Annotated in this window: 23 protein-coding genes and 1 tRNA gene; 10 read left to right on the top strand and 14 right to left on the bottom strand. The window is 64.1% G+C overall.

What is annotated here, in order from left to right; translation table 11 throughout:
* Window positions 1–5: 5 nt before the first annotated feature.
* The 3 genes from ACZK4H_RS13655 to ACZK4H_RS13645 form a co-directional block, all read right to left on the bottom strand.
* The gene (locus ACZK4H_RS13655) at window positions 6–1,016 is read right to left on the bottom strand and encodes a restriction endonuclease (RefSeq protein ID WP_099552332.1); all 1,011 of its coding nucleotides are present in this window, start codon (window positions 1,014–1,016) and stop codon (window positions 6–8) included.
* Window positions 1,017–1,254: 238 nt separating this feature from the next.
* Window positions 1,255–1,746, bottom strand: coding sequence for a phasin family protein (locus tag ACZK4H_RS13650; RefSeq protein WP_099552331.1), 492 nt, complete (start codon window positions 1,744–1,746; stop codon window positions 1,255–1,257).
* Between the two features lie 80 nt (window positions 1,747–1,826).
* Window positions 1,827–2,102, bottom strand: a complete 276-nt coding sequence (locus tag ACZK4H_RS13645; protein ID WP_005417302.1) for a polyhydroxyalkanoic acid system family protein — start codon at window positions 2,100–2,102, stop codon at window positions 1,827–1,829.
* A gap of 125 nt (window positions 2,103–2,227) precedes the next feature.
* Here ACZK4H_RS13645 and ACZK4H_RS13640 point away from each other — a divergent pair, with 125 nt between their 5' ends.
* The 4 genes from ACZK4H_RS13640 to aroA all read left to right on the top strand — a co-directional run bounded on the left by ACZK4H_RS13640 (window position 2,228) and on the right by aroA (window position 6,997).
* Window positions 2,228–3,034: an FHA domain-containing protein gene (locus tag ACZK4H_RS13640; RefSeq protein ID WP_099552330.1), complete on the top strand. Its 807-nt coding sequence runs from the start codon at window positions 2,228–2,230 to the stop codon at window positions 3,032–3,034.
* A gap of 236 nt (window positions 3,035–3,270) precedes the next feature.
* The gene (serC, locus tag ACZK4H_RS13635) at window positions 3,271–4,356 is read left to right on the top strand and encodes a 3-phosphoserine/phosphohydroxythreonine transaminase (protein ID WP_099552329.1); all 1,086 of its coding nucleotides are present in this window, start codon (window positions 3,271–3,273) and stop codon (window positions 4,354–4,356) included.
* 51 nt (window positions 4,357–4,407) lie between these two features.
* Window positions 4,408–5,613: a prephenate dehydratase gene (gene pheA / locus ACZK4H_RS13630; protein WP_099552328.1), complete on the top strand. Its 1,206-nt coding sequence runs from the start codon at window positions 4,408–4,410 to the stop codon at window positions 5,611–5,613.
* A 76-nt stretch (window positions 5,614–5,689) separates the two neighbouring features.
* Entirely contained in the window at window positions 5,690–6,997 is a 1,308-nt protein-coding gene (gene aroA, locus ACZK4H_RS13625) for a 3-phosphoshikimate 1-carboxyvinyltransferase (protein ID WP_099552327.1), read from the top strand.
* A gap of 212 nt (window positions 6,998–7,209) precedes the next feature.
* Here aroA and ACZK4H_RS13620 read toward each other — a convergent pair whose 3' ends face one another.
* Complete coding sequence (locus ACZK4H_RS13620; RefSeq protein WP_099552326.1) at window positions 7,210–7,782, bottom strand: energy transducer TonB; 573 nt, start codon at window positions 7,780–7,782, stop codon at window positions 7,210–7,212.
* Between the two features lie 119 nt (window positions 7,783–7,901).
* Window positions 7,902–8,540, bottom strand: a complete 639-nt coding sequence (locus ACZK4H_RS13615; RefSeq protein WP_099552325.1) for an energy transducer TonB — start codon at window positions 8,538–8,540, stop codon at window positions 7,902–7,904.
* A 113-nt stretch (window positions 8,541–8,653) separates the two neighbouring features.
* Between ACZK4H_RS13615 and serS the strand changes: the two genes are divergently transcribed.
* The gene (serS, locus tag ACZK4H_RS13610) at window positions 8,654–9,934 is read left to right on the top strand and encodes a serine--tRNA ligase (protein ID WP_099552324.1); all 1,281 of its coding nucleotides are present in this window, start codon (window positions 8,654–8,656) and stop codon (window positions 9,932–9,934) included.
* Between the two features lie 161 nt (window positions 9,935–10,095).
* Here serS and ACZK4H_RS13605 read toward each other — a convergent pair whose 3' ends face one another.
* Window positions 10,096–10,446, bottom strand: a complete 351-nt coding sequence (locus tag ACZK4H_RS13605) for an SH3 domain-containing protein (RefSeq protein ID WP_099552323.1) — start codon at window positions 10,444–10,446, stop codon at window positions 10,096–10,098.
* Window positions 10,447–10,668: 222 nt separating this feature from the next.
* A complete protein-coding gene (locus tag ACZK4H_RS13600) occupies window positions 10,669–11,256 on the bottom strand; it encodes an FMN-dependent NADH-azoreductase (protein WP_099552322.1) in 588 nt (195 codons plus the stop codon).
* 122 nt (window positions 11,257–11,378) lie between these two features.
* Here ACZK4H_RS13600 and ACZK4H_RS13595 point away from each other — a divergent pair, with 122 nt between their 5' ends.
* A complete protein-coding gene (locus tag ACZK4H_RS13595; RefSeq protein ID WP_049429058.1) occupies window positions 11,379–12,371 on the top strand; it encodes a LysR family transcriptional regulator in 993 nt (330 codons plus the stop codon).
* Window positions 12,372–12,452: 81 nt separating this feature from the next.
* Here the strand turns inward: ACZK4H_RS13595 and ACZK4H_RS13590 are convergent, their stop codons facing one another.
* Complete coding sequence (locus ACZK4H_RS13590) at window positions 12,453–13,523, bottom strand: DUF4241 domain-containing protein (RefSeq protein WP_099552321.1); 1,071 nt, start codon at window positions 13,521–13,523, stop codon at window positions 12,453–12,455.
* A 124-nt stretch (window positions 13,524–13,647) separates the two neighbouring features.
* Here ACZK4H_RS13590 and ACZK4H_RS13585 point away from each other — a divergent pair.
* From ACZK4H_RS13585 to ACZK4H_RS13575, 3 genes are all read left to right on the top strand, one after another.
* Window positions 13,648–13,737 (top strand) — tRNA-Ser (locus ACZK4H_RS13585).
* Window positions 13,738–14,429: 692 nt separating this feature from the next.
* Window positions 14,430–18,680: an RHS repeat-associated core domain-containing protein gene (locus ACZK4H_RS13580; RefSeq protein WP_158230197.1), complete on the top strand. Its 4,251-nt coding sequence runs from the start codon at window positions 14,430–14,432 to the stop codon at window positions 18,678–18,680.
* Window positions 18,667–19,068, top strand: coding sequence for an ankyrin repeat domain-containing protein (locus ACZK4H_RS13575; protein ID WP_099550971.1), 402 nt, complete (start codon window positions 18,667–18,669; stop codon window positions 19,066–19,068). The genes ACZK4H_RS13580 and ACZK4H_RS13575 overlap by 14 nt, the downstream gene beginning before the upstream one ends.
* 1,218 nt (window positions 19,069–20,286) lie before the next feature.
* Here the strand turns inward: ACZK4H_RS13575 and ACZK4H_RS13570 are convergent.
* The 3 genes from ACZK4H_RS13570 to acuI all read right to left on the bottom strand — a co-directional run bounded on the left by ACZK4H_RS13570 (window position 20,287) and on the right by acuI (window position 24,604).
* Window positions 20,287–23,040, bottom strand: a complete 2,754-nt coding sequence (locus tag ACZK4H_RS13570; RefSeq protein WP_099550972.1) for a UvrD-helicase domain-containing protein — start codon at window positions 23,038–23,040, stop codon at window positions 20,287–20,289.
* Window positions 23,041–23,147: 107 nt separating this feature from the next.
* On the bottom strand, window positions 23,148–23,468 hold the full coding sequence (locus tag ACZK4H_RS13565; RefSeq protein WP_099550973.1) for a hypothetical protein: 321 nt from the start codon (window positions 23,466–23,468) through the stop codon (window positions 23,148–23,150).
* Between the two features lie 146 nt (window positions 23,469–23,614).
* Window positions 23,615–24,604: an acrylyl-CoA reductase (NADPH) gene (gene acuI, locus ACZK4H_RS13560; RefSeq protein WP_099550974.1), complete on the bottom strand. Its 990-nt coding sequence runs from the start codon at window positions 24,602–24,604 to the stop codon at window positions 23,615–23,617.
* 102 nt (window positions 24,605–24,706) lie between these two features.
* Here acuI and ACZK4H_RS13555 point away from each other — a divergent pair, with 102 nt between their 5' ends.
* Window positions 24,707–25,045 (top strand): winged helix-turn-helix transcriptional regulator, encoded by a 339-nt coding sequence (locus ACZK4H_RS13555; RefSeq protein ID WP_099550975.1) that lies wholly within the window; start codon window positions 24,707–24,709, stop codon window positions 25,043–25,045.
* An 86-nt stretch (window positions 25,046–25,131) separates the two neighbouring features.
* Here ACZK4H_RS13555 and ACZK4H_RS13550 read toward each other — a convergent pair whose 3' ends face one another.
* From ACZK4H_RS13550 to ACZK4H_RS13540, 3 genes are all read right to left on the bottom strand, one after another.
* The gene (locus ACZK4H_RS13550; protein WP_080355030.1) at window positions 25,132–25,329 is read right to left on the bottom strand and encodes a hypothetical protein; all 198 of its coding nucleotides are present in this window, start codon (window positions 25,327–25,329) and stop codon (window positions 25,132–25,134) included.
* A gap of 115 nt (window positions 25,330–25,444) precedes the next feature.
* Complete coding sequence (locus ACZK4H_RS13545; RefSeq protein ID WP_099550976.1) at window positions 25,445–25,822, bottom strand: EF-hand domain-containing protein; 378 nt, start codon at window positions 25,820–25,822, stop codon at window positions 25,445–25,447.
* A 27-nt stretch (window positions 25,823–25,849) separates the two neighbouring features.
* Window positions 25,850–26,236 carry a hypothetical protein gene (locus ACZK4H_RS13540; protein WP_099550977.1) on the bottom strand — a complete coding sequence of 129 codons (387 nt, stop codon included), beginning with the start codon at window positions 26,234–26,236 and terminating at the stop codon, window positions 25,850–25,852.
* Window positions 26,237–26,258: the final 22 nt, after the last annotated feature.

Below are 26,258 nucleotides of genomic sequence, written 5' to 3'. Positions count from 1 at the left end.
CCCAATCAATACGTGGCGCACTGCCGCCAGCGTACCGGCTCATCCACACCGGGGCGGGCATTGAGCTGGATGCGCACGTTGCGCAGGGCGGGATAGTGCAGCACTTCCTCACAGACCTGCGGCCAGACCTTTTCCAGCTCGCCGGTGCGGTTGATCGCCAGTGTCTGCCGGGTCAGCCAGACACCGCTGGCGATGCCGGGCTTGCCGGCCAAGGCGCGGGACAGATCGGCCTGGAAGCGCTCCAGGGTGGCGGCATCCGGGTTGGGGTTGCTGCGTGCATCGGTTGAGGGCGTGGCCGGTGCGGGCGTAGCGGTCGGCGGCATGGTGGCGGGGGGCAGTGCCGGTTCGGGCGCCGCTTCAACCGCAGGCGCAACCGGCGCAGGGGCGTCCGCCACCTCGGCAACAGGCCGGGTGTCCTGCACATGCAGCCCTTGCAGGCTCAATCCCACCAGCAGGCCCAGCGTGACCGCGCCGAGCGCGGCAATGGCGATCCGGCGCAGGGCCTCATGGCGGGCGCTGGCGCGCACACGGGTTTCGATTTCCGCCGGCAGATAGGGCTGCAGCAGTGGCCACAGACGCGGACCGTCCAGCACCTCGACCGCCTGCTTCTCGGCGGCGCTGCGGCCGTCGCGTTCCATCCGGCCTTCGGTCAGCAGCACGCCGCCCTTGGCGCCGGCCAGGCGCGCGGCCGCACCCAGTTCGTTCACTGCAGCGGTGCCGATACGGTAGGCCAGGCCATGCTTGCATGACACCAGCCAGCTGTTGGGGCCATCGCTGAGCAGGAAGTCGCTGCTGGGCTCACGGGATTCCTCGCCCGGGTCGTCCAGTTCGCGCAGGCCGCGCTGTTCGCGCAGCATGCGCTTGACCAGCACCGAGAACTCGCGCCAATGCATGCCAGCCAGCGCCTGCAGGCCCAGTTGCATCTCCTTCTGCCGCCGCTTGATCCACCACAGATAGACAACGGCCAGGGAACAGGTAAGCAGGGCCGACAGCAGGGCCAGGATCCAAGGGAGCATGCAGGAGGTGCGCGGAAGGGGCGAATGCGGAAGACGACAGTGTAAAGGTCGCACTATCCGGCTGGGTCAGGACGTTCCTGACAGGAAGCGTGATGGAGCACGCAGTTCGGAATACCGCGGGCACGAAAAACCCGCCAATCCTGAAGCCGTGAGGGGAGGGAACAAACGGCAGCCGAAGCGATTGGCGGGTTGCTCGCGATTGTCAATCAAAATTTATTGCATTGCAACATATGCCCGGTCAGGGCACGCTGCCTGGCGACTGATGGCTGCCCGGTGGAGGTGCATCAGTGCCCGAGGCGTCGCGATTCTCCAGCTTGGCCAGGCGCGCGTGCAGGGCGTCGATACGGGCTTCCAGCGCGGTCACCTCGTCGGCAGTGGGCACGTGCAGGCGCTTGAGCACGCCCTGCACCTGGTCATCAAAGGCCTTTTCAACCTTGGTCCAGGTGCCGGAGGCCTTCTCGCGGGCCTCATCCAGTGAGGTTTCCACGTTGTCGCGCCAGCCCGGACCCTGTTCACCATTGCGCTCACGGCGGCGGGCTTCCCAGGCTTCGCCTTCCTTCACCAGGCCATCGAAGAAGCGGCTGCCTTCGGCCTGTGCGCGGCCCAGGGCACCCAGGCCGGCCAGCCAGACCTGCTGCGCCGAGTCACTCAGCTTGCGCGAGAAGCGCTCGGCCTGGTCACCGAACGAGGCGTCGTCGTTGCGGCGGTCATCGTTTTCGTACTGGTTCATCGCACTTCCCGTGGGAGTTGGGCCTGTCCCGAGAGTAGCGCGCGTTGGCGTTGCACGGCCGTGACGGCCGCCGCCGGGGTTCAGCCCAGCTTTTCCTTCAGCACGCGCTGGATCTCGCCTTCGACCATGCCTTTCATCGCCGACAGCAGGAAACCCAGCTTGGCGGTCACGCGCACGGCGCCCGGCTGCAGCTCGATCGCACCATCCACGCCGCTGCCGGAGAAGTTCAGCACGTCGGCGGTCCAGGACGACTTCAGGCCGAAGCGCTCGGACAACTTGGCGGCAACCTGTTCGATCGCGGCGCGCGCCTGTGCGTCGGGCAGGGCGTGGGCGTGGCGGACATCGATGGTGGACATACGGGCTCCTGGCGCAGGGCGGGGATGGTCAATGAGGGCGAGCATTGTGCGCATCGAGGGCCGTCGCGCCAAGCACTCATCGCAGGTTCTTCTTCGTTGGCGGCCAACCTGCTAGGCTGCGCCGCGTGCAGAACCTGCTTGTTCACTTCAGTCAACAACAACAGCCCGACCAGCCGCTGAGGCCCGGGGTGCAACGCATCGTGCGCCAGGCCAACGGCAGTGTGCGGCTCGGCGATGCCGGCAACGGTGCCCTGCTGCTGGCGCAGTTCTGCATGGACGATCGCGGTCTCTGGCTGCAGGTCGGCAACGGCATCCGCGGCATCCACGTGAACGGCCGCCCGGTGCGGCGCATGGCGCTGCTGCGTGCAGGCGATGCGGTGTACGTGGATGGCGTGGAGATGGTCCTGCAGGGTGAGGTGGAGAGCCTGCTGCAGGCGCCTGCACCGAAGAATGACGATGGCTCCGATGAGCAGCAGCGTCTGCTGCGCGGCGTCGGCGGACTGCACCATGGCCGCAGCTTTACCCTGTCGCGAACCCGCTTGGTCGGTCGCGGCGGCGACGCCGACATCGAGATCAATGAACCGGCCTTCGCCGAACAGCACGCCCGTGTGGAAGTGCATGGCGAGCGCGTGCTGCTGCGTGACCTGGGCAGTGCCGACGGCACCCGGGTCAACGGTGTGGCCGTGCGCCACTGCTGGCTGCAGGCGGGCGACCAGGTGGTGTTCGATGGCCAGCACCGGTTCGTGCTGGAAGTGCCGCATGACCCACGTCGGCGGCCGCTGCCAGCCGAGGACGAGTCCAGCGAGGACGCGGAACAGGCGCCTGTGCTGCCGGCCGTGCCGCGCAAGGTCCGGCGCTGGCCGTGGCTGCTGGTCAGTGCGCTGCTGCTGGCCGCGCTGCTCAGCCTGCTGCTCTGGTTCGGCGCGCGCTGATCTGCTTCCGCCGGGCATGGCCCGGCGCTACGGGCCTTCGCTGTGGTAGATGCCAACCTTGGTTGGCAGGCTCCACCCGCGCATGACGCCTTGCGGCGTACGCCAACCAAGGTTGGCGGCTACCGGTGCTGTGCGCGCGGCCAATGGATTCCAATGAAACCAAATTTCCCTTGCGCCACAAGGCCGCAAGGCTGGTGCACTGCGGCATACTAGGGGTCTTGCCCCACAGGTGTGACATGACGCGCGCGTTCAACTTCAGTGCCGGCCCTGCGACCTTGCCGGAATCGGTCCTGCGCCAGGCGCAGGCGGAAATGCTGGACTGGCACGGGTCCGGCGCCTCGATCGTGGAAATGAGCCATCGAGGCGCGGAATTCATGTCCGTGGCCGCCGAGGCCGAGGCCGATCTGCGTCGCCTGCTCGATATCCCCGACGACTATGCGGTGCTGTTCCTGTCCGGTGGTGCCACCACCCAGCAGGCGCTGATCCCGCTGAACTTCGCAGCCCCCGGCCAGCGCGCCGACTACGTGGTCAGTGGCCACTGGGGCAAGACCGCGGTCAAGCAGGCTGGCGTCTATGCAGACGTGAACATTGCCGCCAGCAGCGAGGCCAACGGCTACCGCGAGTTGCCGGCGCGTGCCGACTGGCAGCTGTCTCCCGATGCCGCCTACGTGCACATCACCGCCAACGAGACCATCCACGGTGTCGAGTTCCGTGATGTACCCGACACCGGCAACGTCCCGCTGATCGCCGATTTCAGCTCGTCCATCGCCAGCGAGCCGCTGGACGTGCGCCGCTATGGCGTGATCTACGCCGGCGCGCAGAAGAACCTCGGCCCGGTCGGCATCGCGGTGATGATCATCCGCCGCGACCTGCTCGAGCGCAGTGGCCAGCCGCGCGCGGACATCTTCGACTACCGCTCGCACGTCGCCCGCGATTCGATGCTCAACACGCCACCGACCTGGAACTGGTACCTGGCCGGCCTGGTGTTCAAGTGGATGCTGGCCGAAGGCGGCGTGGCCGAGTTCGCCAAGCGCAATGCCGCCAAGGCAGCACTGGTGTACGGCGCCATCGACGGCTCCGGCGGCTTCTACCGCAACGAGGTCGCACACGCGGCCCGTTCGCGGATGAACATCCCGTTCTTCCTGCCCGATGCCGAGCTCGATGCCCGCTTCGTCGCCGAAGCCAAGGCCGCCGGCCTGCTGGCGCTGAAGGGCCACAAGGTGGTCGGCGGCATCCGGGCCTCGCTGTACAACGCCATGCCGCTGGCGGGGGCCGAGGCGCTGGTCGCCTTCATGGCCGATTTCCAGAAGCGTCACGGTTGAGCAATGAACGGCGCGCACCGTCGGGTGCGTGCCCCGCAACAGGGAATTCCGATGGCAAGCAGCAAATCCAGCAAGAAGGCGCCGAAGAAGGCCGAACCGGCCAAGGACAGCGCCTCCACCAAGGCCAAGGGCAAGAGCACGTCCAAGGCCGCGTCGAACCCGGCGCCCACCCTGGCGCCGCTGGCGCTGGCCGATGTGCGCTCGAAGATCGACCAGATCGACCGCGACATCCAGAACCTGATCGCCGAGCGCGCGCGCTTCGCCCACCAGGTCGGCAAGGCCAAGGGCAAGCTGGCTGCCGCCGTGGACTACTACCGCCCCGAGCGCGAAGCGCAGGTGCTGCGCATGGTGGTGGACCGCAACGAAGGCCCGCTCAGCGACGAGCTGCTGGTGCACGTCTACCGCGAGATCATGTCGGCCTGCCTGGCCCAGCAGGAGCCGCTGAAGATCGGCTACCTCGGCCCGGAAGGCACCTTCAGCCAGCAGGCCGTGCTCAAGCACTTCGGCCGCTCCGCGCTGGGCCTGCCGATGGCCAGCATCGAGGAAGCGTTCCAGGAAGTGGAAGCGGGCAACGCCGATTTCGGCGTGGTGCCGGTGGAGAATTCGGGGCAGGGCACCATCCAGATCACCCTGGACATGTTCCTGACCTCGAACCTGAAGATCTGTGGCGAAGTGGAGCTGCGTGTGCAGCAGTACCTGATGTCGCGCAGCGGCCGCATCGAGGATATCGAGCGCATCTACGCACACCCGCAGTCGTTCATGCAGACCTCGGCGTGGCTGCGCGCCAACCTGCCGAAGGCCGAGAAAATTCCGGTATCCAGCAATGCCGAAGGTGCACGCCGTGCGCGCAACGCCGACGACGCGGCGGCCATCGGCGGCGAGAGCGCCGGCCATGTGTACGGCCTGAAGAAGGTGGTCACCAAGCCGATCCAGAACGATGCCGACAACACCACCCGCTTCCTGGTGGTGGGCCGCAACATCTTCCCGACCTCCGGCCACGATCGCACCTCGGTGCTGGTATTCATCCACGACAAGCCCGGTGCGCTGTTCGACGTGCTCAGCCCGTTCGCCCGCCACGGCATCAGCATGAACCGCATCGAGTCGCGGCCGTCGCACCACGGCAAGTGGGAGTACGGCTTCTTCATCGACCTGGCCGGCCACATCGACGATGCGCCGATGCAGGCCGCGCTGGCCGAACTGGAAGCGCACTCGGCGCAGATCAAGGTGCTGGGCTCCTATCCGGTGGCCGTGCCCTGAGTGCTGCTGCGGCGGCCCTGGCCGCCGCTCCCTGATGCATCGCCGGCGCTGCCGGCGTTTACGGAATGATCGAACGATGAGCAACGCGCAACACTGGATCGCCCGCAAGGGCCAGCCGCTGCAGGGCAGCCTGACCATTCCCGGCGACAAGTCGGTCTCGCACCGCTCGGTGATGTTCGCCGCGCTGGCCGATGGTACCTCGCATATCGAAGGCTTCCTGGAAGGCGAAGACACCCGAGCCACTGCGCGCATCTTCAGCCAGCTCGGCGTGCGCATCGAAACGCCCAGCCCGTCGCAGCGCGTCGTGCATGGCGTCGGCATCGACGGCCTGAAAGCGCCGGAGGCACCGCTGGACTGCGGCAACGCCGGTACCGGCATGCGCCTGCTGGCCGGCCTGCTGGCGGGCCAGGCGTTCGACTGCACACTGATCGGCGATGAATCGCTGTCCGGCCGCCCGATGCGCCGCGTCACCGGCCCGCTGTCGCAGATGGGCGCGAAGATTGATACCCAGGATGACGGCACGCCCCCGCTGCACGTGCATGGCGGCCAGTCGCTGCAGGGCATCGACTTCGCCTCGCCGGTGGCCAGCGCGCAGATCAAGTCGGCGGTGCTGCTGGCCGGCCTGTACGCGCAGGGTGAAACCCGGGTGACCGAACCGCATCCGACCCGTGACTACACCGAGCGCATGCTGTCGGCGTTCGGCGTGGACATCGAATTCTCGCCGGGCAAGGCCCGCCTGCGCGGTGGCCAGCGCCTGCGCGCCACGGATATCGTGGTGCCGGCCGACTTCTCGTCTGCGGCGTTCTATCTGGTCGCCGCCAGCATCATTCCCGGTTCTGCCCTGCGCCTGAAGCAGGTCGGCCTGAATCCACGCCGCACCGGCCTGCTGCATGCGTTGCGCCTGATGGGCGCGGACATCACCGAAGAGAATCCGGCCGAGCAGGGCGGTGAGCCGGTGGCGGACCTGGTGGTGCGTTATGCACCGCTGAAGGGCGCACGTATTCCGGAAGAACTGGTGCCGGACATGATCGATGAGTTCCCGGCGCTGTTCGTGGCCGCTGCCGCCGCCGAAGGGCAGACCGTGGTGAGCGGTGCGGCCGAGCTGCGGGTGAAGGAATCCGACCGCCTTGCGGCGATGGCCACCGGCCTGCGTGCGCTGGGCATGCAGGTGGACGAAACCGAAGACGGTGCCACCCTGCATGGCGGCGTGCGCCTGGGCAGCGGCACCATCGAAAGCCACGGAGACCATCGCATCGCCATGGCGTTTGCCATCGCCGGCCAGATCAGCGACGGCGAAGTACGCATCAACGATATCGCCAACGTCGCCACGTCCTTTCCGGATTTCGACGGCTTGGCGCGCAGCGCCGGGTTCAACCTGGCCTGATCGTCACCGCGTCCGCCGGGCCATGCCCAGCGGATCGCGCGTCTTGGTAGGTGCCGACCTTGGTCGGCACACTCACATCACCCGGTAGGTGCCGTCCTTGGTCGGCACGCTCACTTCTCCCGGTAGGTGCCAACCTTGGTTGGCACGCTTTTCCGCATAAAAGGACGGAGGCCGAAGCCTCCGTCTAAACATCACGAACCCCTCGTCCGCGATCAACGCTGCTCGGTACGGAAATCCACCGGGACCCGCACCACGCTGGCGACGGCACGGCCTTCGTGCATCGCCGGCTGGAACTTCCAGTTCTGCACAGTGCCCAGCACCGCGCGGTCCAGATCGCGACTGCGCTCGCCGCTGCGCGAAATGATCGCAGCATTGGCGACGTTGCCGCGGGTATCGACACTCAGGCTGGCGATCACGCTGCCCTGCACGCCACTACGCAGCGCGGCGGCGGGGTAGGTGGGCATGCGGTTGCTGGCGAGCGGGCGGGCCTCACGATTGCGCACTGCCGGCGCGGCCTTCCGCGAAGCTGTAGCCGGGGCTGCCTGGCGCGCGGCAGGAGCCGCCGCATCTGTCACCACTGCCTGCTCGGGGGCTGGAAGCATGCGCTCACCGACCGGCGCCGGTGCCACGTCTTCCTGGTTCGAATGACGCAGCCAAAGCAGGGCGGCAGCAAACATCGCTACGATCAGCGCGATCCACATCCAGGGCGACGTGGGTTTGTGCTGCAGGCTGGAATCCTCCTGCAGATGCGGCGAATGAAGGTCTTCGTGGATGGTGGCAGTCATCGCTAACTCCTTCCGTCAATGGACGACGTAGGAAGTGTTGCGCGAGCCACGGACGAGAAGTGTCAGCGTTGCGTCAACGCCACCGGCAGGGTTCAGTTTGCCTGCCGGGAAGCGTTCAGTTACTGCGTCTTGAAGTCGAACGGCACTTCGATGCTGCCGGGTACGGCCTGGCCGTTGCTCTGCGCCGGAGTGAAGCGCCAGCGACGCACGGCGTCGGTGGCAGCACGGTCGAGCTCGCGTGAGCCACTGCGCTGGATCACGGTGGCGTTGTTCGGGTAGCCAGTGGCGTCCACGTCCACCCGCACCACCACGGTGCCGGTCTCGCCGGCGCGGAGCGCGGCGGCCGGGTAGGCCGGTGGCGGCGACTGACCGGCAATCGGCATCGGCTGGCTGTTGCCGGTGGCCGCAGGTGCAGGGCCCGGCGCAGCCGGGGCTGCTTCAGCCACGGGGGCGGGCGGCGGGGGAGCGGTTTCGACCAGCTTCGGCGCTTCTTCCTCGACCGGGGCCGGCTTGGCATCGGGCATGTCGCTGGAACCGGCCGCAGCGGCCAACGGCTCCGGCAGGGGCTCGATCTGGGCGGTTTCCTGCGGCGTCTGGGCGGCAGGATCGGCGCGGAAGAACTCCTTGTCGCGACCGGTCAGCCAGACCAGCACGAACAGCAGCACGCCCACCCCGAAGGCGATACCGGCGATCTTCAGGGCATTGCGCGGGATATGCACAGTGAACGACTTGGCGGACGACGAGCGGGGTGCAGACATGGACCGGACCAGTACGGAATGGCTCGATTCTGCCACGGCGGGAATGAACCGGGCGGCAGAAATCCGTATAACAAGCGATAATCCCATCCCTGATACCCACCACGACACCTGCCATGCTTGATCCAGCCCTGCTCCGCCACCAGCCCGCCGACCTCGCCGAACGCCTGCGCACCAGCCGTGGCTTCGAGCTCGACGTGTCTGCCCTGGAGTCCCTGGAGGCCGATCGCAAGCGCATCCAGGTGCGTACCCAGGAGCTGCAGAGCCTGCGCAACAGCCGTTCCAAGGCCATCGGCCAGGCCAAGGCCAAGGGCGAGGACGTTTCGGCCATCATGGCCGAGGTTGCCGCCTTCGCCGACGAGCTGAAGGCCTCGGAAGTGGCGCTGGACGAACTGCGCGAGAAGATCGAAGCGATCTCGATGGGCATACCGAACCTGCCGGCCGATGACGTGCCGGCCGGTGCCGACGAGAACGACAACGTCGAGCAGGCGCGTTGGGGTACCCCGCGCCAGTTCGACTTCAAGGTGCTGGACCACGTCGAACTGGGCGCCCGCAACGGCTGGCTGGACGGCGAGACTGCCGCCAAGCTGTCCGGCTCGCGCTTCACCGTGCTGCGCGGCCCGATCGCGCGCCTGCACCGTGCGCTGGCCCAGTTCATGGTTGACCTGCACACCGGTGAGCACGGCTACGAGGAAACCAACGTGCCGCTGCTGGTCAACGCCGATTCGCTGCGCGGCACCAGCCAGCTGCCGAAGTTCGAGGACGACCTGTTCAAGACCGCCGTGGGCGACTCCACGCGCTACCTGATCCCGACTTCGGAAGTGCCGCTGACCAACATCGTGCGTGACGAGATCGTCGATGCCGAGCGCCTGCCGCTGCGCATGACCGCCCACTCGATGTGCTTCCGTGCCGAGGCTGGCAGCGGTGGCCGCGACGTACGCGGCATGATCCGCCAGCACCAGTTCGAGAAGGTCGAGCTGGTCTCGATCAGCCGCCCGGAAGACAGCGACGCCGAGCACCAGCGCATGACCCGCTGCGCCGAAGTGGTGCTGGAAAAGCTGGGCCTGCCGTACCGCAAGGTGCTGTTGTGCACCGGCGACATGGGCTTCTCGGCGGTGAAGACCTACGACCTGGAAGTCTGGCTGCCGTCGCAGGAGACCTACCGCGAGATTTCCTCGTGCTCGAACTGTTGTGATTTCCAGGCCCGCCGCATGCAGGCGCGCTGGCGTAACCCCGCCACGGGCAAGCCGGAACTGGCGCACACGCTGAACGGCTCGGGCGTGGCGGTTGGCCGCGCGATGATCGCGGTGATGGAGAACTACCAGAACGCCGACGGCAGCATCACCGTGCCGGAGGCCCTGCGCCCGTACATGGGCGGCCTGGAAACCATCGCCTGATTCCCTGATCGGGCGGGTGCCATGCTTGCATGGCACCGAATCCACGCATGGCGCACCGAATCCACGCATGGCGTGGATCTACTGGAGGATGTTGCACGCGCCCGGCATGAATTCACCGATGCCCCAGTAGATCCACGCCATGCGTGGATGAACCACCGTGATCACTCCACAGCGCGCAGCTTCTCCAACGGCACCCATCCCGGTTCGCCCGCCGCCGGTACGCACCACGCCCAGCCATTGAGCGTGCGCTCACCGCGCAGCAGCTGCCCGGGATCCACATCCAGTTCCCGCGCGCAGTAGTCCTCCGTGGCAAATGCGCCACCCTGCGCGTCGCGGCCGATTACCGGCGCCGGTACGAATCCAGGCTGCTGCCCTTCGGCTTCGCACAGGAACCAGTCTTCCCAGCCCTCGGGGCCTTCATAGCGTTCGCCCACCACCAGTGCCTGGCCACGGCTCAGGGTGATCGGGTGCGGAAATTCGCTGCGGTGTGCAGCGGTCACGATGTAGTTCATGACTCAGCCTAACGCCCTGGTGAGCGTCGCGCATGGCACGGAATCCACGCGAACGGACAGTAGATCCACGCCATGCGTGGATGGCGCAGCAGCCACGCCATACCCCATAGAAAAAACGGCCCCGCAAAGCGGGGCCGCCAGGGTGGGCCGGGATGGGGGAGGGGATCCCGGCCCGCGTTCAGCGCCTCGACGAGGAGAGAGCGGCGCCGAACGCTGGAACGCTTATGCAGCGGCGGCTTCGGCCGCTTCGTGCGACGGCAGCGCAGCCAGTGCGCCAGCAATGGCGTCTTCGCGGTGCTGCGGCGAGTAGGCAATGCCTTCGGCGCGTACGAACTCGACATCGTTGATGCCCCAGAAGGCAAACGTCTGGCGCAGGAACGGCTCCTGGAAGTCCGCGGGCGAATCGGTGTAGATGCCGCCACGGCTGCTGGCGATGATCACCCGCTTGCCACCGGCCAGGCCGATCGGGCCGTTCTCGGTGTACTTGAAGGTGCGCCCGGCCACGGCCACACGGTCGATCCAGGCTTTCAGGGTGGACGGAATGCTGAAGTTGTACATCGGCGCGCCGATCACCACGATGTCGGCCGCCAGGAACTGCTCGAGTACCTGTTCAGCATCGGCGGCTTCGGCAGCGTCGGTCTTGGCAAGCGATCCGCTGCGCAGATGCGGTACCGGATTGGCGTCAAGATCGCGATAATCAACCTGCAGGCCGTCGATCTGCTGCGTGAACTGGGCCACCACGGCGGCGGTCAGGTGGCGGGAGACGGAGTTGTCGCCAAGCACGCTGGCGTCGATGTGCAGAAGCTTCATGGCAGTACCTATGTTCGGGAGAGGTGGCGGGCTTGCCGCCGACGGAGAGAACGATAGGTTGTTGCAAAGACGGAATAAAGGTGGTTGAATGCCACGTATTGTTCTAGATATGGAACTCGGGCATGCATGACCTGAATGATCTGTACTACTTCGCGATGGTGGTCGACCACGGCGGGTTCGCCGCCGCCGAGCGCGCACTGGGTATCCCCAAGTCGCGCCTGAGCCGCCGCATCAGCCAGCTGGAAACCGACCTGGGCGTACGCCTGCTGCAGCGCTCCACGCGTCGTTTCGCGGTTACCGATGTCGGCACCAGCGTGCACCGCCACGCGCAGACGATGCTGGCCGAGGCACAGGCCGCACGTGAAGTGGTGGACCGCCTCAGCGCGGAACCGCGCGGCGTGGTGCGTGCCAGCGTGCCGGTGTCGCTGGCGCAGATGCAGCTGCCCAAGCTGCTGCCCAAGTTCCTTGAGCAGTACCCGAAGGTGCGCCTGCAGCTGAACATCAGCAACCGCCGCGTGGACATCATCAACGAAGGCTACGATGTGGCCCTGCGCGTGCGTTCGCGCCTGGACGACGATGGCAGCCTGGTGATGCGCAGCTTCGGCCAGGTGCAGGAACTGCTGGTGGCCAGCCCGAAGTACCTGGACCGCGCCGGTCGGCCGAAGGACCCGGAAGAGCTGACCCAGCATGTCACCCTCAGCATCAGCGAAGACGAAGCCCGCCAGCGCTGGGAGCTGCACGGCCCCGAAGGCGAAGTGCGCCGGGTCGACCTGCAGCCGCGCGTGGCCGGTTTCGACTTCCCGTTGCTGCAGAGCATGGTGAAGGACGGCTTCGGCATCACCATGCTGCCGGAAACCGTGTGCGCCGATGCCGTGCGCAATGGCGAGCTGGAAGTGGTGTTGCCGGACTGGTCGCTGCCGCAGGGCGTGTGCCATGCCGTGTTCGCCTCGCGCCGTGGCCTGCTGCCGGCGGTGCGCGTGTTCATCGACTTCCTGGCCGAGCACCTGCCGCCGCAGCTGGAGGCCTCGCGCCTGCATTGCGATGGTGCCTGTGAGAAGGCCAAGGAGCGGATCAAGGCCAGTGCATTGGGCGCGTTGGCAGTGGATGCGGGCTGAGGCACCTCCCCGCACCTGCACTGCCAATCTGTGAAACGGCAGCGCCGGGCCATGCCCGGCGTTGCTGCTTTCCGGCCCCGGTCAGTTCCGGCCGAACAGCCGGTCCCAGAAGCCGCGCCGCAGCGGTGCGGCCGGTGTGGGCTCGGCAATGACCGGTGCTTCCAGCACCGCCATCAGTTCCGCGCTGCGTGGCTTCTTCAGGAAGCGCGCGTAGTCCAGGTAACTGGTCACCTTGCTCATGTGCAGGCGCTCGGGCATTGCCGGCAACGCGCCGCCCTGCAGCAGCACCCGCAATGCCTCTGGGCGGTCCAGACGGATCGCCTCGAACACGGCGGTGCCGCCGCATCCGGGCTCGATCTGGTTGGCACGCTGTGGCGCATCCTTCAGCAGGTCGCGCAGTACGTTCGCGTCATCGCGTTCCACCGCCGCTACCAGTCGTGCCAGTGCTTCGGCTTCTTCGGGCGGAAGACCGTCGCGATAGGCCTGGTCGGCGATCTCGCGCTCGTCGCGCCCATCACCGCCCTGGATGCACAGGAAATCGGTGACCAGAGCGACCGGAATGCCGGACGTATCCAGCGCCCAGTAGCTGGGATAGACGCCGTCGCCCCAGCCGCTGGTGAACACGACCAGGCCGTGTGGTGAGTCCTCGCCCCAGGGGCGGTATTCGGCGCCCTCATCCAGGCCGTCATGGTCGATCAGTGCATCAGACCACGCGCTGTCTTCGTCGCCATTGGCCTGTTCGATCAGGGCCAGCAGTGCCTGCTGGGTGCCGGTATCCATGAAGCAGCCGATGCCGGCGTCGACCGGGTAGCCGATGAAGCTGTCCTCATCCAATCCGGTCAGGTCCTGCGTGGTCCAGCGCGCCATCTGCCAGTGCAGGGCAGACGCAGTGAGGGATTCGCGAGGCTTGAACCAGACCACGGCCAGCGCCGGGCGGCCGCTGTGCACGATGATCTCGACCGGATGCCGGCCCAGCGGGGCGGTGTAGTCGGCCAGCGCAGGCGCCTCGGCCTGGACCAGTGGATCGCAGACCACCAGATGCCCACTGCTGACCGGCAGGTGCCCGGCGAACGTACGGTGCAGGGCCACTGCGGCCAGCTGGGTGTCGTCCAGCAGGGTGGTGCGCAGGTTGGCCAGATCGAGATGGGCCATGGGGGCTCCGATTGCAGTGGAGGCCCCACCGTGCCGGATGCGAAGGGCGGGGGCAAGGGTGGTCTTGGGCAAATGCCCTTCACGTGCGAGAATACGGCGCTGCCCGGGCGACCGGGACCTGATTGGAGAGATGGCCGAGCGGTTTAAGGCACCGGTCTTGAAAACCGGCGAAGGGTCAAACCTTCCGTGGGTTCGAATCCCACTCTCTCCGCCAAGATGTTCAGAAGAGCCCCTGGAAGCAGGGGCTCTTCTGTTTTTCCGAGCAGTGCGAGACGGATCCCTTGGGCGAATGCCGTCAGTTGAGGGCTCGTGTCATCAGTCTGACTCCGGTTGTGCCGGATGTTGCTGCGCGAAGCTGGTGGGTCGATCTCGTTCGGCTATGCCCAGATTCGCTGCCAATTGTCTCAGTTGACGCTTATGGGCAATGTCATTGATGCGGGCATCGTGTAGCTTCCTCAAGATGCTTGTTGCCCCGCCTGCCGACTGGAAGCATCGGCTGATGGTTGGCAATGGATAGCAGCACAGTTGGATCGGAGCGACGGGCAGCGCTGCATCGATATGGTCCTATGTACATGTCGAAGCCTCCGTACCCGCTGCGAAATGCTGTTGCTAGGCAAGTTCGATCGGCAATTTCAAGGAAGAGGTAAGGTCATGAGGAAGATCCGACGGGGAAGTCCGGGTACATTTCTTTCTGAAGCAGGTATCAGCTGGCTTGCCGCTCGGCTGATGATTACGCTTCTCTTTGTGGCGGGCTGTGCGATGTCCCCTGCAGCGCGTGCATACACGTCTATGCAGCAGGCAATGGCTACATGCCAGGCAACACTGCCTGCATACGCTGGGCACAACTATTGCGCACCTGGATATGGGGTCGGTTGGATCGGAAACCCGCCTGGACCTCACGCTTTCATGCGTCCTGTGGGGCAGTCACGATTGCATGTGGCAGCTTGGGGGTTTGGGTGTCCTTCCGAGGAGAAATGGAGCAGGCGCGCAGGGCGATGCGTTCAGAAAGACGGCCCACCCGAGTATCCGCTTCCCGGTCTCGAGGATCCTGAAACTGGCGAGTACGGCTCACCGAAATGCGACAGCAATTGTCTCATTGCGGGAGGCAACGGAAGCAATCCCATTGACAGCGCCACCGGCAACAAGCGGCAGCATGAAGTCGACTTTGTTGGTGCGGGCGTCTTCCCGCTGAGCCTGGAGAGGACATACAACAGCGGTCGGGCGCTTGAAGGTGATCCTCTGCCGATGGGGGCGGGTTGGACGCATTCGTACTCAGCACGCCTTTATCCGGTGACGGATGGCAACTATGTGATGTATCGGATCATTGCGCGGCGCTCAAATGGAGCGCGGCAGAGCTTCACTCGCGTTGGCGATGAGTGGCTGAGCGATGCAGATGTTGCAGGTAGGATCAGTGTTTTCATGAGTGAAGGGGCACTCAGCTCGTTCACCTATTCGCGCGGCGACGGCACTGTAGAAACCTATGATCGTGATGGTCTGCTCACATCGATCACCGATCTTGGCGGTCATCGACAGGTACTGTCCAATGCTTATGCGGATGGCATCAAGAGGCTGGAGAAGGTAACCGACCCCGAAGGGCGAAGTCTGGTCTTCACGTACAAGGATCAAATGGTCGCATCGGTCACGTTGCCAACCGGGCGTATTATCCGATATGGCTACGCCGATGGGGATCTGGTCAGCGTTTCCTATCCGGAAGCGCCAGCCGGTGAGTCCGTCCGTCGCTACCACTACAACGAATTGGATCAGACGACTGGTGTTTCCCAGCCCCACGCGTTGACGGGCATCACCGATGAAAGTGGTCAGCGCTACGCGAGCTGGGGTTACGATGGCTATCGGCGTGGTGTTTTGAGTGTCCACGGTGACTACGCGACGGGTACCATCGATAGAACCTTGCTAGCGTTCAATGACGATGGCACGACGACTGTCACCGACAGCTTGGGGAAGGTGCGCCACTATGGCTTCGATGTGAAGCATCGTGTCGCCCGGCTCGCGTCCCTCGATGAGCTGTGTCTGGGGTGCAGCAACACCGCCAGGGCCAAGACCTATGATGGGAATGGCATGGTGCAGTCATCGGTGGACTTTGCCGGTAACGAGACAACATTCAGTCACAACGCGCGCCTGCTCGAAGTCCAGCGTGTCGAAGCTGCCAACGATGCAACGGGTCTGCGGCGAATCGTGCAGACCGACTGGCATCCAAGTTTGAGGGTGCCGGTCGAGCGCCGCATTCTTGATGCGGCGAACGTATTGGTATCCAGGTCCACCTGGACCTATAACGCACGGGGGCAAGCGCTCGCTGCTACGCAGGTCGATCCGGCGACGGGCGAGGCGCGAACCACAACGAGCACCTACTGCGAAGCGGACGATGTGGCGGCAGGGCGGTGCCCATTGCTCGGTCTGCTTACCCAGGTCGACGGACCCCGATTGGATGTCACTGACACGACGTCCTATATCTACTATCCCAGCAGTGATGCAGGCTGCGCCACGGGCTCCGGCTCATGCCTCTACAGGAAAGGCGACCTCTGGAAGGTCATCAATGCAGCGGGTCACATCTCCGAGCTGCTCGCCTATGACGGGGCTGGAAGACCGACGTCTGTCAAAGACCCCAATGGCATCGTTACCGAGATTGCGTACCATCCACGTGGCCGGCCAACCATTGTCAGATTTGATTCGGCATCCGGCGCTGGCGCACGCACCACTCGCCTCGACTACTGGCCCACAGGCCTCGTCAAGCGGGTAACGCAGCCAGATGGATCCTCTGTTTCCTACTCCTACGACGTAGCCCACCGATTGACGGCGATTTCCGATAGCCAAGGAAACTCAATCACATTCGTCCTGGACAATGCAGGGAATCGAGTCGTGGAAGAGACGCGGGACGTCAATGGCGTGCTGAAGCGGGCGCTCAGCCGGATCTACAACCAGTTCGGGCAATTGACCACAGAGGCAGATTCCGGCGCCAACCCCACCGATTATTCCTACGACGCCAACGGTAACATCGCTTCCAGGACCGATGCTCTGGGTCGCAAGAGCCGGCAGCAATACGATCCATTGAATCGCCTTGTGCTGTCCCTTCAGGACGTTGGCGGTTTGGATGTGGAAGTCCGTACGCACTACAACGCCATGGACCAGGTGATCCGGGTAACTGATCCCAAGGGGCTGTCTACAACCTATTCCTACAACGCCTTTGGCGACCTGACTGGGCAAGTCAGTCCAGACAGCGGTGCCAGTCAGTACACGGTTGACTCTGGCGGGAACCGTCGGACGTTCACCGACGCCCGTGGCGTTACTGCTTCGTATCAGTACGATGCTCTGGATCGGGTGATTGGAATTGCCTACCCGGATGCCGGTCTTGACGTGAGCTACAGCTATGACCTGGCGCCAGAGTCGTGCCCTGCCGACGAGCGATTTGCAAAGGGGAGGCTCGGCCAGGTGCAGCATGCTGGTGGCAGTACGCTGTATTGCTACGGTCGCCTTGGCCAGATCACCCGGAAGGTGCAGACCATCAATGGTCTGACACGGACAGTGCGATACTCCTATAGTCCATCCGGAAACCTTGCGACACTGGTGTACCCGGACGGGAGCATCGTCGACTACGTCCGGGATGGCTTTGATCGTGTGAATCAAATCGGCCTGACCCGGCCTGGTCAGGCCCGGCAGGTCGTGGTGAACGACGTAGCCTACGCCGCCTTCGGTCCGGTGATCGGCTGGACGTATGGCAATGGTCGGCGGCTGGATCGTCCTCTGGATCTCGACTATCGCGCACAGGCTGTGAATGATCCGACCCCCGGGGGGCTCTCCCAGAGCTACAGCTACGATCCCGTCGGCTCCATCGTTGCGCTGAAGAATGGCAGTGGCTCGCAGGTGATGGCCCGCTATGCCTATGATGCCCTGGGGCGCCTCACGCAGACTCAGGATGGGCTCACCGCAACGCCCATCGAAACCTATGCATACGATTCCACCGGCAATCGCACGTCGCTGAAGACCGCGGGTGGCCTCTCGCTCTACACCTATCCCGCGACGAGTCATCACCTGACGGCCGTGGATGGTGTGGGGCGCGATCATGATGCCTCCGGCAACACCGTCCGCATGGAAGGCAAGGAATACGAGTATAACGACGCCAATCGCATGGCAGCGGTGAAGCAGGACGGGAATGTGCTTGAGGGCTACGCGTACAATCACTTAGGGGAACGCATTCTTCGCGTTCCGTTCGGCGGTGATAAGCAGATCACGCTCTATGACGAAGCCGGGCAATGGCTGGGCGACCACTTTGAATCAGGGCGGTCGCAGCAGGCGATCTGGCTTGATGACTATCCAGTGGCATTGATCAGCTCAGCAGACGCTGGTTCTCCGGAGTTGGTCTACATCCAGCCCGATCACCTCGGAACGCCGCGCGTCGTGGTCGATCCTGTTCGAGACACTGCCATATGGGAATGGAGCAGCAGGAGCGAAGTATTCGGTAATCAGATGCCGAACCCGGATCCTGACGGTGACGGCGTTAAATTTGACCTTTCACTTCGTTTCCCGGGGCAGCAGGCGACGGAAGCGACCGGGTTGTTCTACAACTATCAACGTGAGTATGACCCAGCAGTGGGGCGCTACTCCCAAAGCGATCCGATTGGGCTCGCTGGGGGTATTTCAACATTCAGTTATGTAAGTGCTCGGCCTGTCCAGCGCGTTGACCCAAAGGGTCTTCGCGAGCTGCAGCGCTTGGCTGGACAGCTGGCCGATACAGGGCGGAGCTCGGAGATGGATGCCGCAGGCGTTGTGGCATCGAGTGCAACGGCAGCGCAGTTCATGGATCTCGGTGCGTGGCTCGATCCGACAAGCGGCAACGCGTCGCTGTTGGGGGCGCTGATGAATTCGGCGTGGTTGACCGATAAGGAACGAAGGGACCTCGAGTACCGTAAGTACAAAGAGTTGAATCAGCAGGGATATAAGCGGGATGAGGATCCATGCAAGAATCTTAGGAATAGAATCGAGTACATGAAAAAGCTCGCATTAGCGAGGCACTCATGGGACATGCGGTGGATGACGCCAAAGTACCCTGGGGGTCGCCACGCTGCGGTGAACGCCAGAGATTGGGCGGAGCTGAAGATCCTTGAAGAGAGACTTCGTAGGGAGTGTCCCGATGAGTGCAACTGATCCGGAACTGAAGAGGCTGCTTGCGAGGTTCGATGATTACCACGCCTTCGAAGGCTGCGAGTTGACGTGTCCTGAAAGCCATGGAATCGACGACGATACGCCACTGCATATAGCGGCGTTCAACAATGACGTGGAGCTGCTCAAGGAGCTGATGCCGTTCGTGACCAATATTGACGTGCTCGGAGATATTGGGCTGACGCCGATGGCGAACGCGGTGATTAATGAAGGTTTCGAGGCCGTTGTCTATCTTCTTTCCTGTGGTGCGGACCCCATGATCTTGGATGAGGTGGGCGATTCGGTGCTGGAGATAATGAAGAGGAGACCCATCTTCAATGAGCTGGTCGAGCAGATCGAGAGCGGGATGCCAGGGAGGGTTCAAGGTGGATGAGGTGTGGGTACTGGGGCGTGCTCGTCACTCCGCAGCTCAGGGCAGCCTGAGATGATCACGGAGTCAGGATGGCGCGCCATTGCACGTAGGTGCCATCGTGGTTCGTCGGCGGCACTTCCACCGGCGCGCCAGGTTGGATCAGCTCGTTCATATCGACTGTTGATGCAGTGCGCCCAACCTACGCATCGAACTCCCGCTTGTTCTTGCGCCCTCGCGCAAGCAGATCGCCGACCGCCCTGGCATGAGGACGGGCATCGTTTTTCTCCACATTTTGCTTCAGCGCATCGCAATGGGTTCCTCGCAGCATGGCCTGGTGCGCATCCTCTGCGCGATCGCGCTCCTGGTTGATGCTGGGCAGGCGCTGAAAGCACGGCGGCAAATGCGAATGCAGTCATTGACAGCTCGGGTGTTCCGGCAGCGATGGGAACCCGACGCATGAGCGTGGTGGTGGCTTGAGGTCGCCGCCGCCCGTGGCGCATCGCTGCGCGTTCACCGCTCTTTGCAGGATGGAGGGGCATCAACTGCAGCTGCGTGAAATCTGAGGGGTTCGAATCCCACTTTTTCAGCCAAGAAGTTCAGAAGAGTCCCTGGAAACAGGGGCTTTTCTGTTTCTACAGCTCTTGCGGGCCAGCCATCCGGTCACGAGGGTCAGGTGAAAAAATAAACCGGTGCATTCCTCTGGCTGCAGGGAATTGCTTCATTCAAGGACGGTAATCGTTCCAGGTACCCAAGCGCTGACGCTGGCGGCAGGAAATTTGAATGTGCCAGACACCCGCGCTAGGCTTCGGATGCCCAAGGAGGGCGACCAACGGAGTCATGGCATGAAGATTGGATTCAAGCTTTCTGTTGCTGTTGCGGCCTGTGCGTTGACCTTTGGAATCGGCAGCGCCACGGCGAAAGCCCCCGGCCCTTGTTCCGTCTGCGAGGTCCAATACATTGCATGCGAGGCGTCGGGTACAGACTTGAGCATCTGTACCCGGAACTATATGCAATGCTTGCGTCTGAACGGCTGCATTATCCCGTAGCAGGGCGCGGCGGGGACGTGTGGGGACCTTGCGATACCCTGCAACCTTGCCACCATCCAGACAAAAGCCTCGGTCCTGCCGGGGCTTTTTCGTTTCCGGAAACGCCATGGCGCGCATCATGCCGGGGACCAAACCGAGGCGGTGCCTGTGCGCCCTGATACAGGCAGGCACATGTGGAGGGAGCGGAATGCATTCATCCCCGACGCGCACCCTTCGGCTTGTTATGGCACAACGGGTAGCTCGAGCACGACCGGAACACTCCATGCGGTCCATTGCGGTCCACGAACACGCCCACCTTGCACACCGGGCAGCGCTCTTCATGGATGGCCACGCCTGAAATAGCGGTAACTTCCACTGCCCGGTCCTTCACCAGCTCATCCAGGAACGGCGAGTGCTTGCCCTGCAGGGTGAACATGGCTACCGACCGTCGCGCACGCGTCAGCGCCACATAGAACAACCGCCGCTCTTCGCTCAATGGGTAGCTGTCTCCATCCGGCATTGCCAGGGAAAGCACCGGGTCATCCGAGCGCAGGCTCGGGAAGCCGCGATTGACCATGCCAGGCAGGATCACATAGTCCGCCTCGCGCCCCTTCGATCGATGTGCGGTCAGGAACTCGACGTCCATCGTGCTGCCGAACGCAGTCTTCCAGTCTGAAGGTACTGTGCTGCGATCCGCGCGGTAGCGCCCCAGGATAAACACCGTCACGCGTCCGTTGCGTCCCTGCGGCAAGGCCCCGGACAACAACTGCTGATGCAGTCTGGCGAGGTACTGGCGAACACCATCCTGCATTTCTTCGCGTCGGTTCATCTGGAACGCCTGCAACACCGGGCCCAGCGCCGGTGCAGCCGAATGAACCGCCTTGGCAATCTGCGCTGGATTCCGGCTGATGAAGCGGCTGGACGCATCGCAGAGCGCCTGCGGGCAGCGGAATGTCTGCTCCAGCTTCAGCACCTGGCCCTGGCCCATCCATTCGCGGAATCCGGTCATCACTGAGACGTCGGCGCCGGCGAAGCGATTGATCGACTGCCAGTCATCGCCTACCGCAAACAGGTAGCGCCCTGGTTTGCTGACCAAGGCGCGGCAGAGCCGGGCGCGGGCACGCGAGGCATCCTGGAATTCGTCGGCCATCACCAGTTCGTAGGGCGATTCATAGCGGCCCTGCTCCAGCAGTCCGGCCGCCATGTTGAGCATGTCTTCGAAATCGATGCCGTGCTCGTCAGCCAGTGCGTTGTCCCAAGCCTGGAAAACAGGGCTGGCGATTTCCAGGAAGCGCCGATGCCGTTCCTTGAACTGATCTTCGGGCGTCTGCCGCAGGCGCTCGGCCATGTCATCCAGCGTCAGGCAATTGCTCTTTGCGTGGGCAATGAATGTGCGCATCAGCCCGATCAGGTCCGCGTCCGGCATCGGCTTTGCGCCCTGCTCGGGTAGCTCGCGGTCGGGGTTGGGGTCGAGTTCGACACCCGACCCGCCAAGCCTCTCCGCAAGATCCTGCAGGGCGTATCCACTGCGAAGACCAAACGAGGTGGTCTCGACAAGGGCGGTGCCGCGTGCCGCATGCTGCTGGCGCTTCCAGTGCATGCCCTCGGCGTAATGGGCGAAATGCGCCGGCGGCTGGCCATCGGCATCCAGCGCAAAGTGTTCGTGATACAGCCCGGCGTCCGGGTAATAGAAGTCGGGGCGATACTGGCGATGGGTGTCGGTGGCCGTATCGAATTCGTAGCGCCGCTCGTAGTCGTACGTCACGCCGTTGTAGAACAGCCAGTCAGCGATGACGCACTCTTCCAGGCTCTTCACCCGCTCACCCTGCAGGGCGCGGATGTAGGGCGTGCCATCGCGGTCGTAGCCGTCGGCCTCCATTTCCGCACCGAGTGGCGGCAAGTCGCGCCCGAACACCAGGCGGAACATGTCCCATTGGGTGCGGAAGTAGGTCGAGCGGTCCTTCAGGTCGTCCACCAGTTCGGCCAGCTTGTTGAAGCCCAATGTGGCGTCAGTGGTCCATTCCGGGATATCGGGCTTGCGCCCGGTGGCTTTGGCGATGATGGCCAGGCCCAGGGCGTGGAAGGTCCGCGCCTCAACCACGGTGTCGCCCATGCCGAGCCGATCGAAGGATCGCTGCGCGCGCTCCTCCAGCTCCTTGGCAGCGTCCTTGTTGAAGGCGAGCATCACGATGCGTTCGGGTTCGACAAAGCCCCGATCAATGGCATAAGCGGCCTTGGCGACCATGGTGGAGGTCTTGCCGGAACCGGCCGCGGCTACGACCTGCACCCGGTTGTCGAGGCAGATGACGGCGCGGGCCTGTTCTTCGGTGAGCGGCTTGCTCTCGACCCGGTCCAGGAAGTCCTTGGCCAACGCCAGCTCGCGCTGGGTCATGGCTTCATTGGCTTCGGCCCAGGCAGCGGACCAATCCAGGTTCCAGTCGCGCAGGGCGTCCAGCGCTGCACGATGGCTGTCCGCGCGCAGGTCTTCATGCACGTTTTCATCGCGGAACAGCTGCTCCAGCTCCGGCGGCTGCAGGGGCAGGGCGCAACGCTCAGCCAGCAGCGCCTGCTGCTGTTCGTGGGTGATCCAGCGGCGGCCGGCATTGCCTCGGTCAATGAGGGCGTCCGCGTCGTTCAGCCACGACTGGACCTGCTCCAGAATCGTGTCGAACAGGGCCTTGCGCCCTCGCGTGGTGCGCACAAAGAGCACGTGTTGCAGCTCAGCCGCAAGCCGGGACGCTTGTCCATTGGGGAGCCCGTCTACGCACAGCCCAGCAGCATCGCCGGTCTGCAGCTCGACCCGTGACCAGAAGATCCCTGGATGGATCTGCACCCGCTGATCATCATCCACGCGCAGCCGGTACTGCTGGCCGGAGACACTGAGTTCAACATGCTCGCCATCAAGCCGCAGCGACCAATGAGGCGAACGGGTCACGCGTCGGCCCCAGCCCGAGGGGCACCATTCCATAGACATCCAGATACTGCCTTGCAAGCGTCAATAGGGCGTATTGGGCCCCCAAGCCCACATGATAAGGGCCCTTGACGATGCGTGCGGCCTTGCCTGCAGGCACGGCGTCACTCGTAGGCGCGATCCTGCTTCGTGGGCGGTACTTCGACTACATCTCCGCGCCGGATCAGCTCATCCAGATCCACCGCCGAAGCGGCCAGGGCATCCTGTGCATCGAAATCCCACTTGTCCTTGTACTCGCGTGCCAGCAGATCGCAGACCGCCTTGGCACGCGGATAGGCATCGTCCTTGCCCTCGTTCTGCTTCAGCGCATCACGATGGATCTGGCACAGCGTGAGCTGGTGCGCATCCTTGGCGCGCTCGCGCTCCCAGGTGATGTCGGGCAGGCCCGAAAGCGCAGCGGCAAGTGCGAACGCGGTCATTGGCATGTCGGGTGTCCAGGCGGCGATGGGAACCCGAGCGTATGCGAGCGGCGTTGGCTTGAGGTCACCGCCGCCCGCGTCGTTTCACCGCGTGTTCACCATTCGCCGCAGCATGGGAGCTGCATCAACTGCAGTTGATCCAGACGATCCGCTCACGCATTCACATCCACCACAATCCGCCCGCGCACCTTGCCCGGAATGATCTGGTCGTAGACGTCCAGCACCCCGGCAAGCCCGATCAACTGTACGGTGCTTTCCAGCTTCTGCGGGTCCAGGTCGGTGGCAAGCCGGTCCCATGCACGCTGGCGGACGGCCTGCGGCGCATTCACCGAATCCACGCCGGCAAGCGTTACGTTGCGGAGAATGAAGGGCAGCACCGAGCCATGCAGCTCATCACTCTGCGCCAGCCCGCAGGCGGCCACCGCGCCGCGGTACTTCGTTTCGGCAATGGCGTTGACGAGGGTGGGGCCGCCTGCCACATCGATCACACCGGCCCAGCGCTCGGCACTCACCGGCCGCTCGCGCGGTTCTGAAAGCTGCGCGCGGTCGATGATCTCGGCGGCGCCCAGGCTGTGCAGATACCCGGCGTGTTCGGGGCGCCCGGTTGCGGCCACCACGCGATAGCCCAGCCTTGAAAGGATCGCTACCGCAATCGAGCCGACGCCACCGTTGGCGCCGGTGACCAGCACATCGCCCTTGTCAGGCGTCACGCCGGCGTCTTCCAGTGCCAGCACGCACAGCATCGCGGTGTAGCCGGCGGTGCCGATGGCCATGGCGTCGCGGGTGCTCAGGTTGTCGGGAATCCTGTTGAGCCATTCGCCACGCACGCGCGCACGCTGGGCGAGGCCGCCGTGGTGGCCCATGCTGAGATCCCAGCCGTTGAGCACAACGCGGTCACCGGGTTTGAAGTCGACGCTGCTGGAGTCCAGCACTACACCAGCCAGGTCGATGCCAGGAATCAATGGGAACGTCCGGATCACTGGGCGCGTGCCGGTGAGGGCCAGCGCGTCCTTGTAGTTCAGCGTGGAATACTCGACCTGCACCAGCACGTCGCCATCCATCAGGTTGGCCTCGTCGAAATCGACCAGCTCCGTGGAAACGCCGGCGTGGGTCTTGCGGGTCAGCAGTGCCTTGAAACTCATGGTGCGGTCTCACGTTCAGTGGATGAGCCCATGCTAGGCTCGCACCACTATCGCAACAAGAACGATGATTTTCCGTAGGTACTATGGTTTTCCGGAGTATGCATGCGTAGCAGGCGTTGGGACGGCAAGAGCGGTTGCGCGGTGGAAGTCACGCTGTCGGTCATGGGCGGCGTGTGGAAGCCGATCATTCTGTTTCACCTGATGACAGGCAAGCGACGCTTCATGGAGCTGACGCGGCGTGTGCCCAACGCCACACAGTCCATGCTGACCAGCCAGTTGCGGGAACTGGAGGCTGACGGCGTGGTGATCCGCCATGTCTATGCAGAGGTGCCACCGAAGGTGGAGTACGAGCTTTCCGAGTTCGGGCGCACGCTGGTTCCGGTGCTGCTGGCCATGCGCGAGTGGGGTGAAACCTATCGCGGTTTCCAGCGTTCTTCCTGAGTTGATTGCGGACTGGGCATCGAATCTGGCGCATGCCAATGCCAGCCCCCGGATGGGGGCCGGCACACGTCACGGCAACGCGTGACTTACGGGATGGTGCAGCCGCTGTTTCTCAGGCAACGGGCGAACGCCGGGTAACAGACGTTTTCGCCATTGCCCGCCGCCAGGCATGCATCGTAGGCGGTGTAGCACGGGGTACAGCGGGACTGCGCGGAGGCACTGCCGATTCCCAGGGTCAGTGCAGCAGCCGCAATAGCAACAGACAGCTTGAATCCAATCTTCATGCTTCACTCCGTTGATAGCCCTCCTTGGGCACCTCGGAGGCTAACGCGGGAAGAGGGTGCATTCAACCCGCACCGCGCCCGGATCAGCATCCATCTTCAGTGCCTGGCCCTGGATCTACTTTGTTGGCGTATCTGCAGTCTGTGCGGCAACCATGGCCTGCTGCATCTCCTTCAGCGACAGATAGCCGTCACCATCGGTGTCCAGGCCCGCAAAGTACTTCGCGATCTCCGGCACCACGGTGGCTTCCTCCTTGCTGATCCTGCCGTCTTTGTTCTTGTCCATGGCAGTGAACGCGGCGTCGATCGAATCGGCCTGCTTGCTGAAGCGTCCCTGCTGGAACCTCGTGTACTCGGCCTTGTCGACGCGTCCGTCGTTGTTGGTATCCATCGCGGTGAACGTGGAATCGATGTAGGCCTGTTTCGGGTCGGCCGGTGCGGCCCCGGCAAGCAATGGGGCAGCGCACAGGGCAATCAACAGAGCAGTTCTGGTCATGGGGTGTTTGTCCTTGTTGAGGGTCAATCAGCGGCAGGGATAGGTGTAGCCGTCGGCGCCGCGATAGGTATCGTTGCGGCGGTCGTAGTTGCCATAGCGGTTCATGCAGTAGTCGGCGCGCTCGCGGACTTCCCGTTCGCGCTTGGCAGCAGCGGCAATCACGCCGGCCACCACTGCTGCACCAACCACGCCCACCACCACGCCGGCGGTCTTGGCGTCGTGCCGGCGCTCGCGTTCCCGCTCACGTTCGCGCCGCTCCCAGGCATCACGATCGCGATCACGGTAGTCCTGGTTCCACTGCGGGGCGTAGCGATCGCCTCGCTGCGCATGGGCGTCGCCGGAGTAGGGCAACAGCACAACCAGTTGTACGGTTGCTGCCAGCAGTAATGCGGTTCTTCCTGGTTTCAGAAACATCGTCCGGCTCCTGTGCAGACAT

Source organism: Stenotrophomonas sp. 78350_Sma (genome assembly GCF_056482105.1).
The sequence above is the reverse complement of the archived record's forward strand: the minus strand, read 5'-3'. Positions and strand labels throughout refer to the sequence as shown.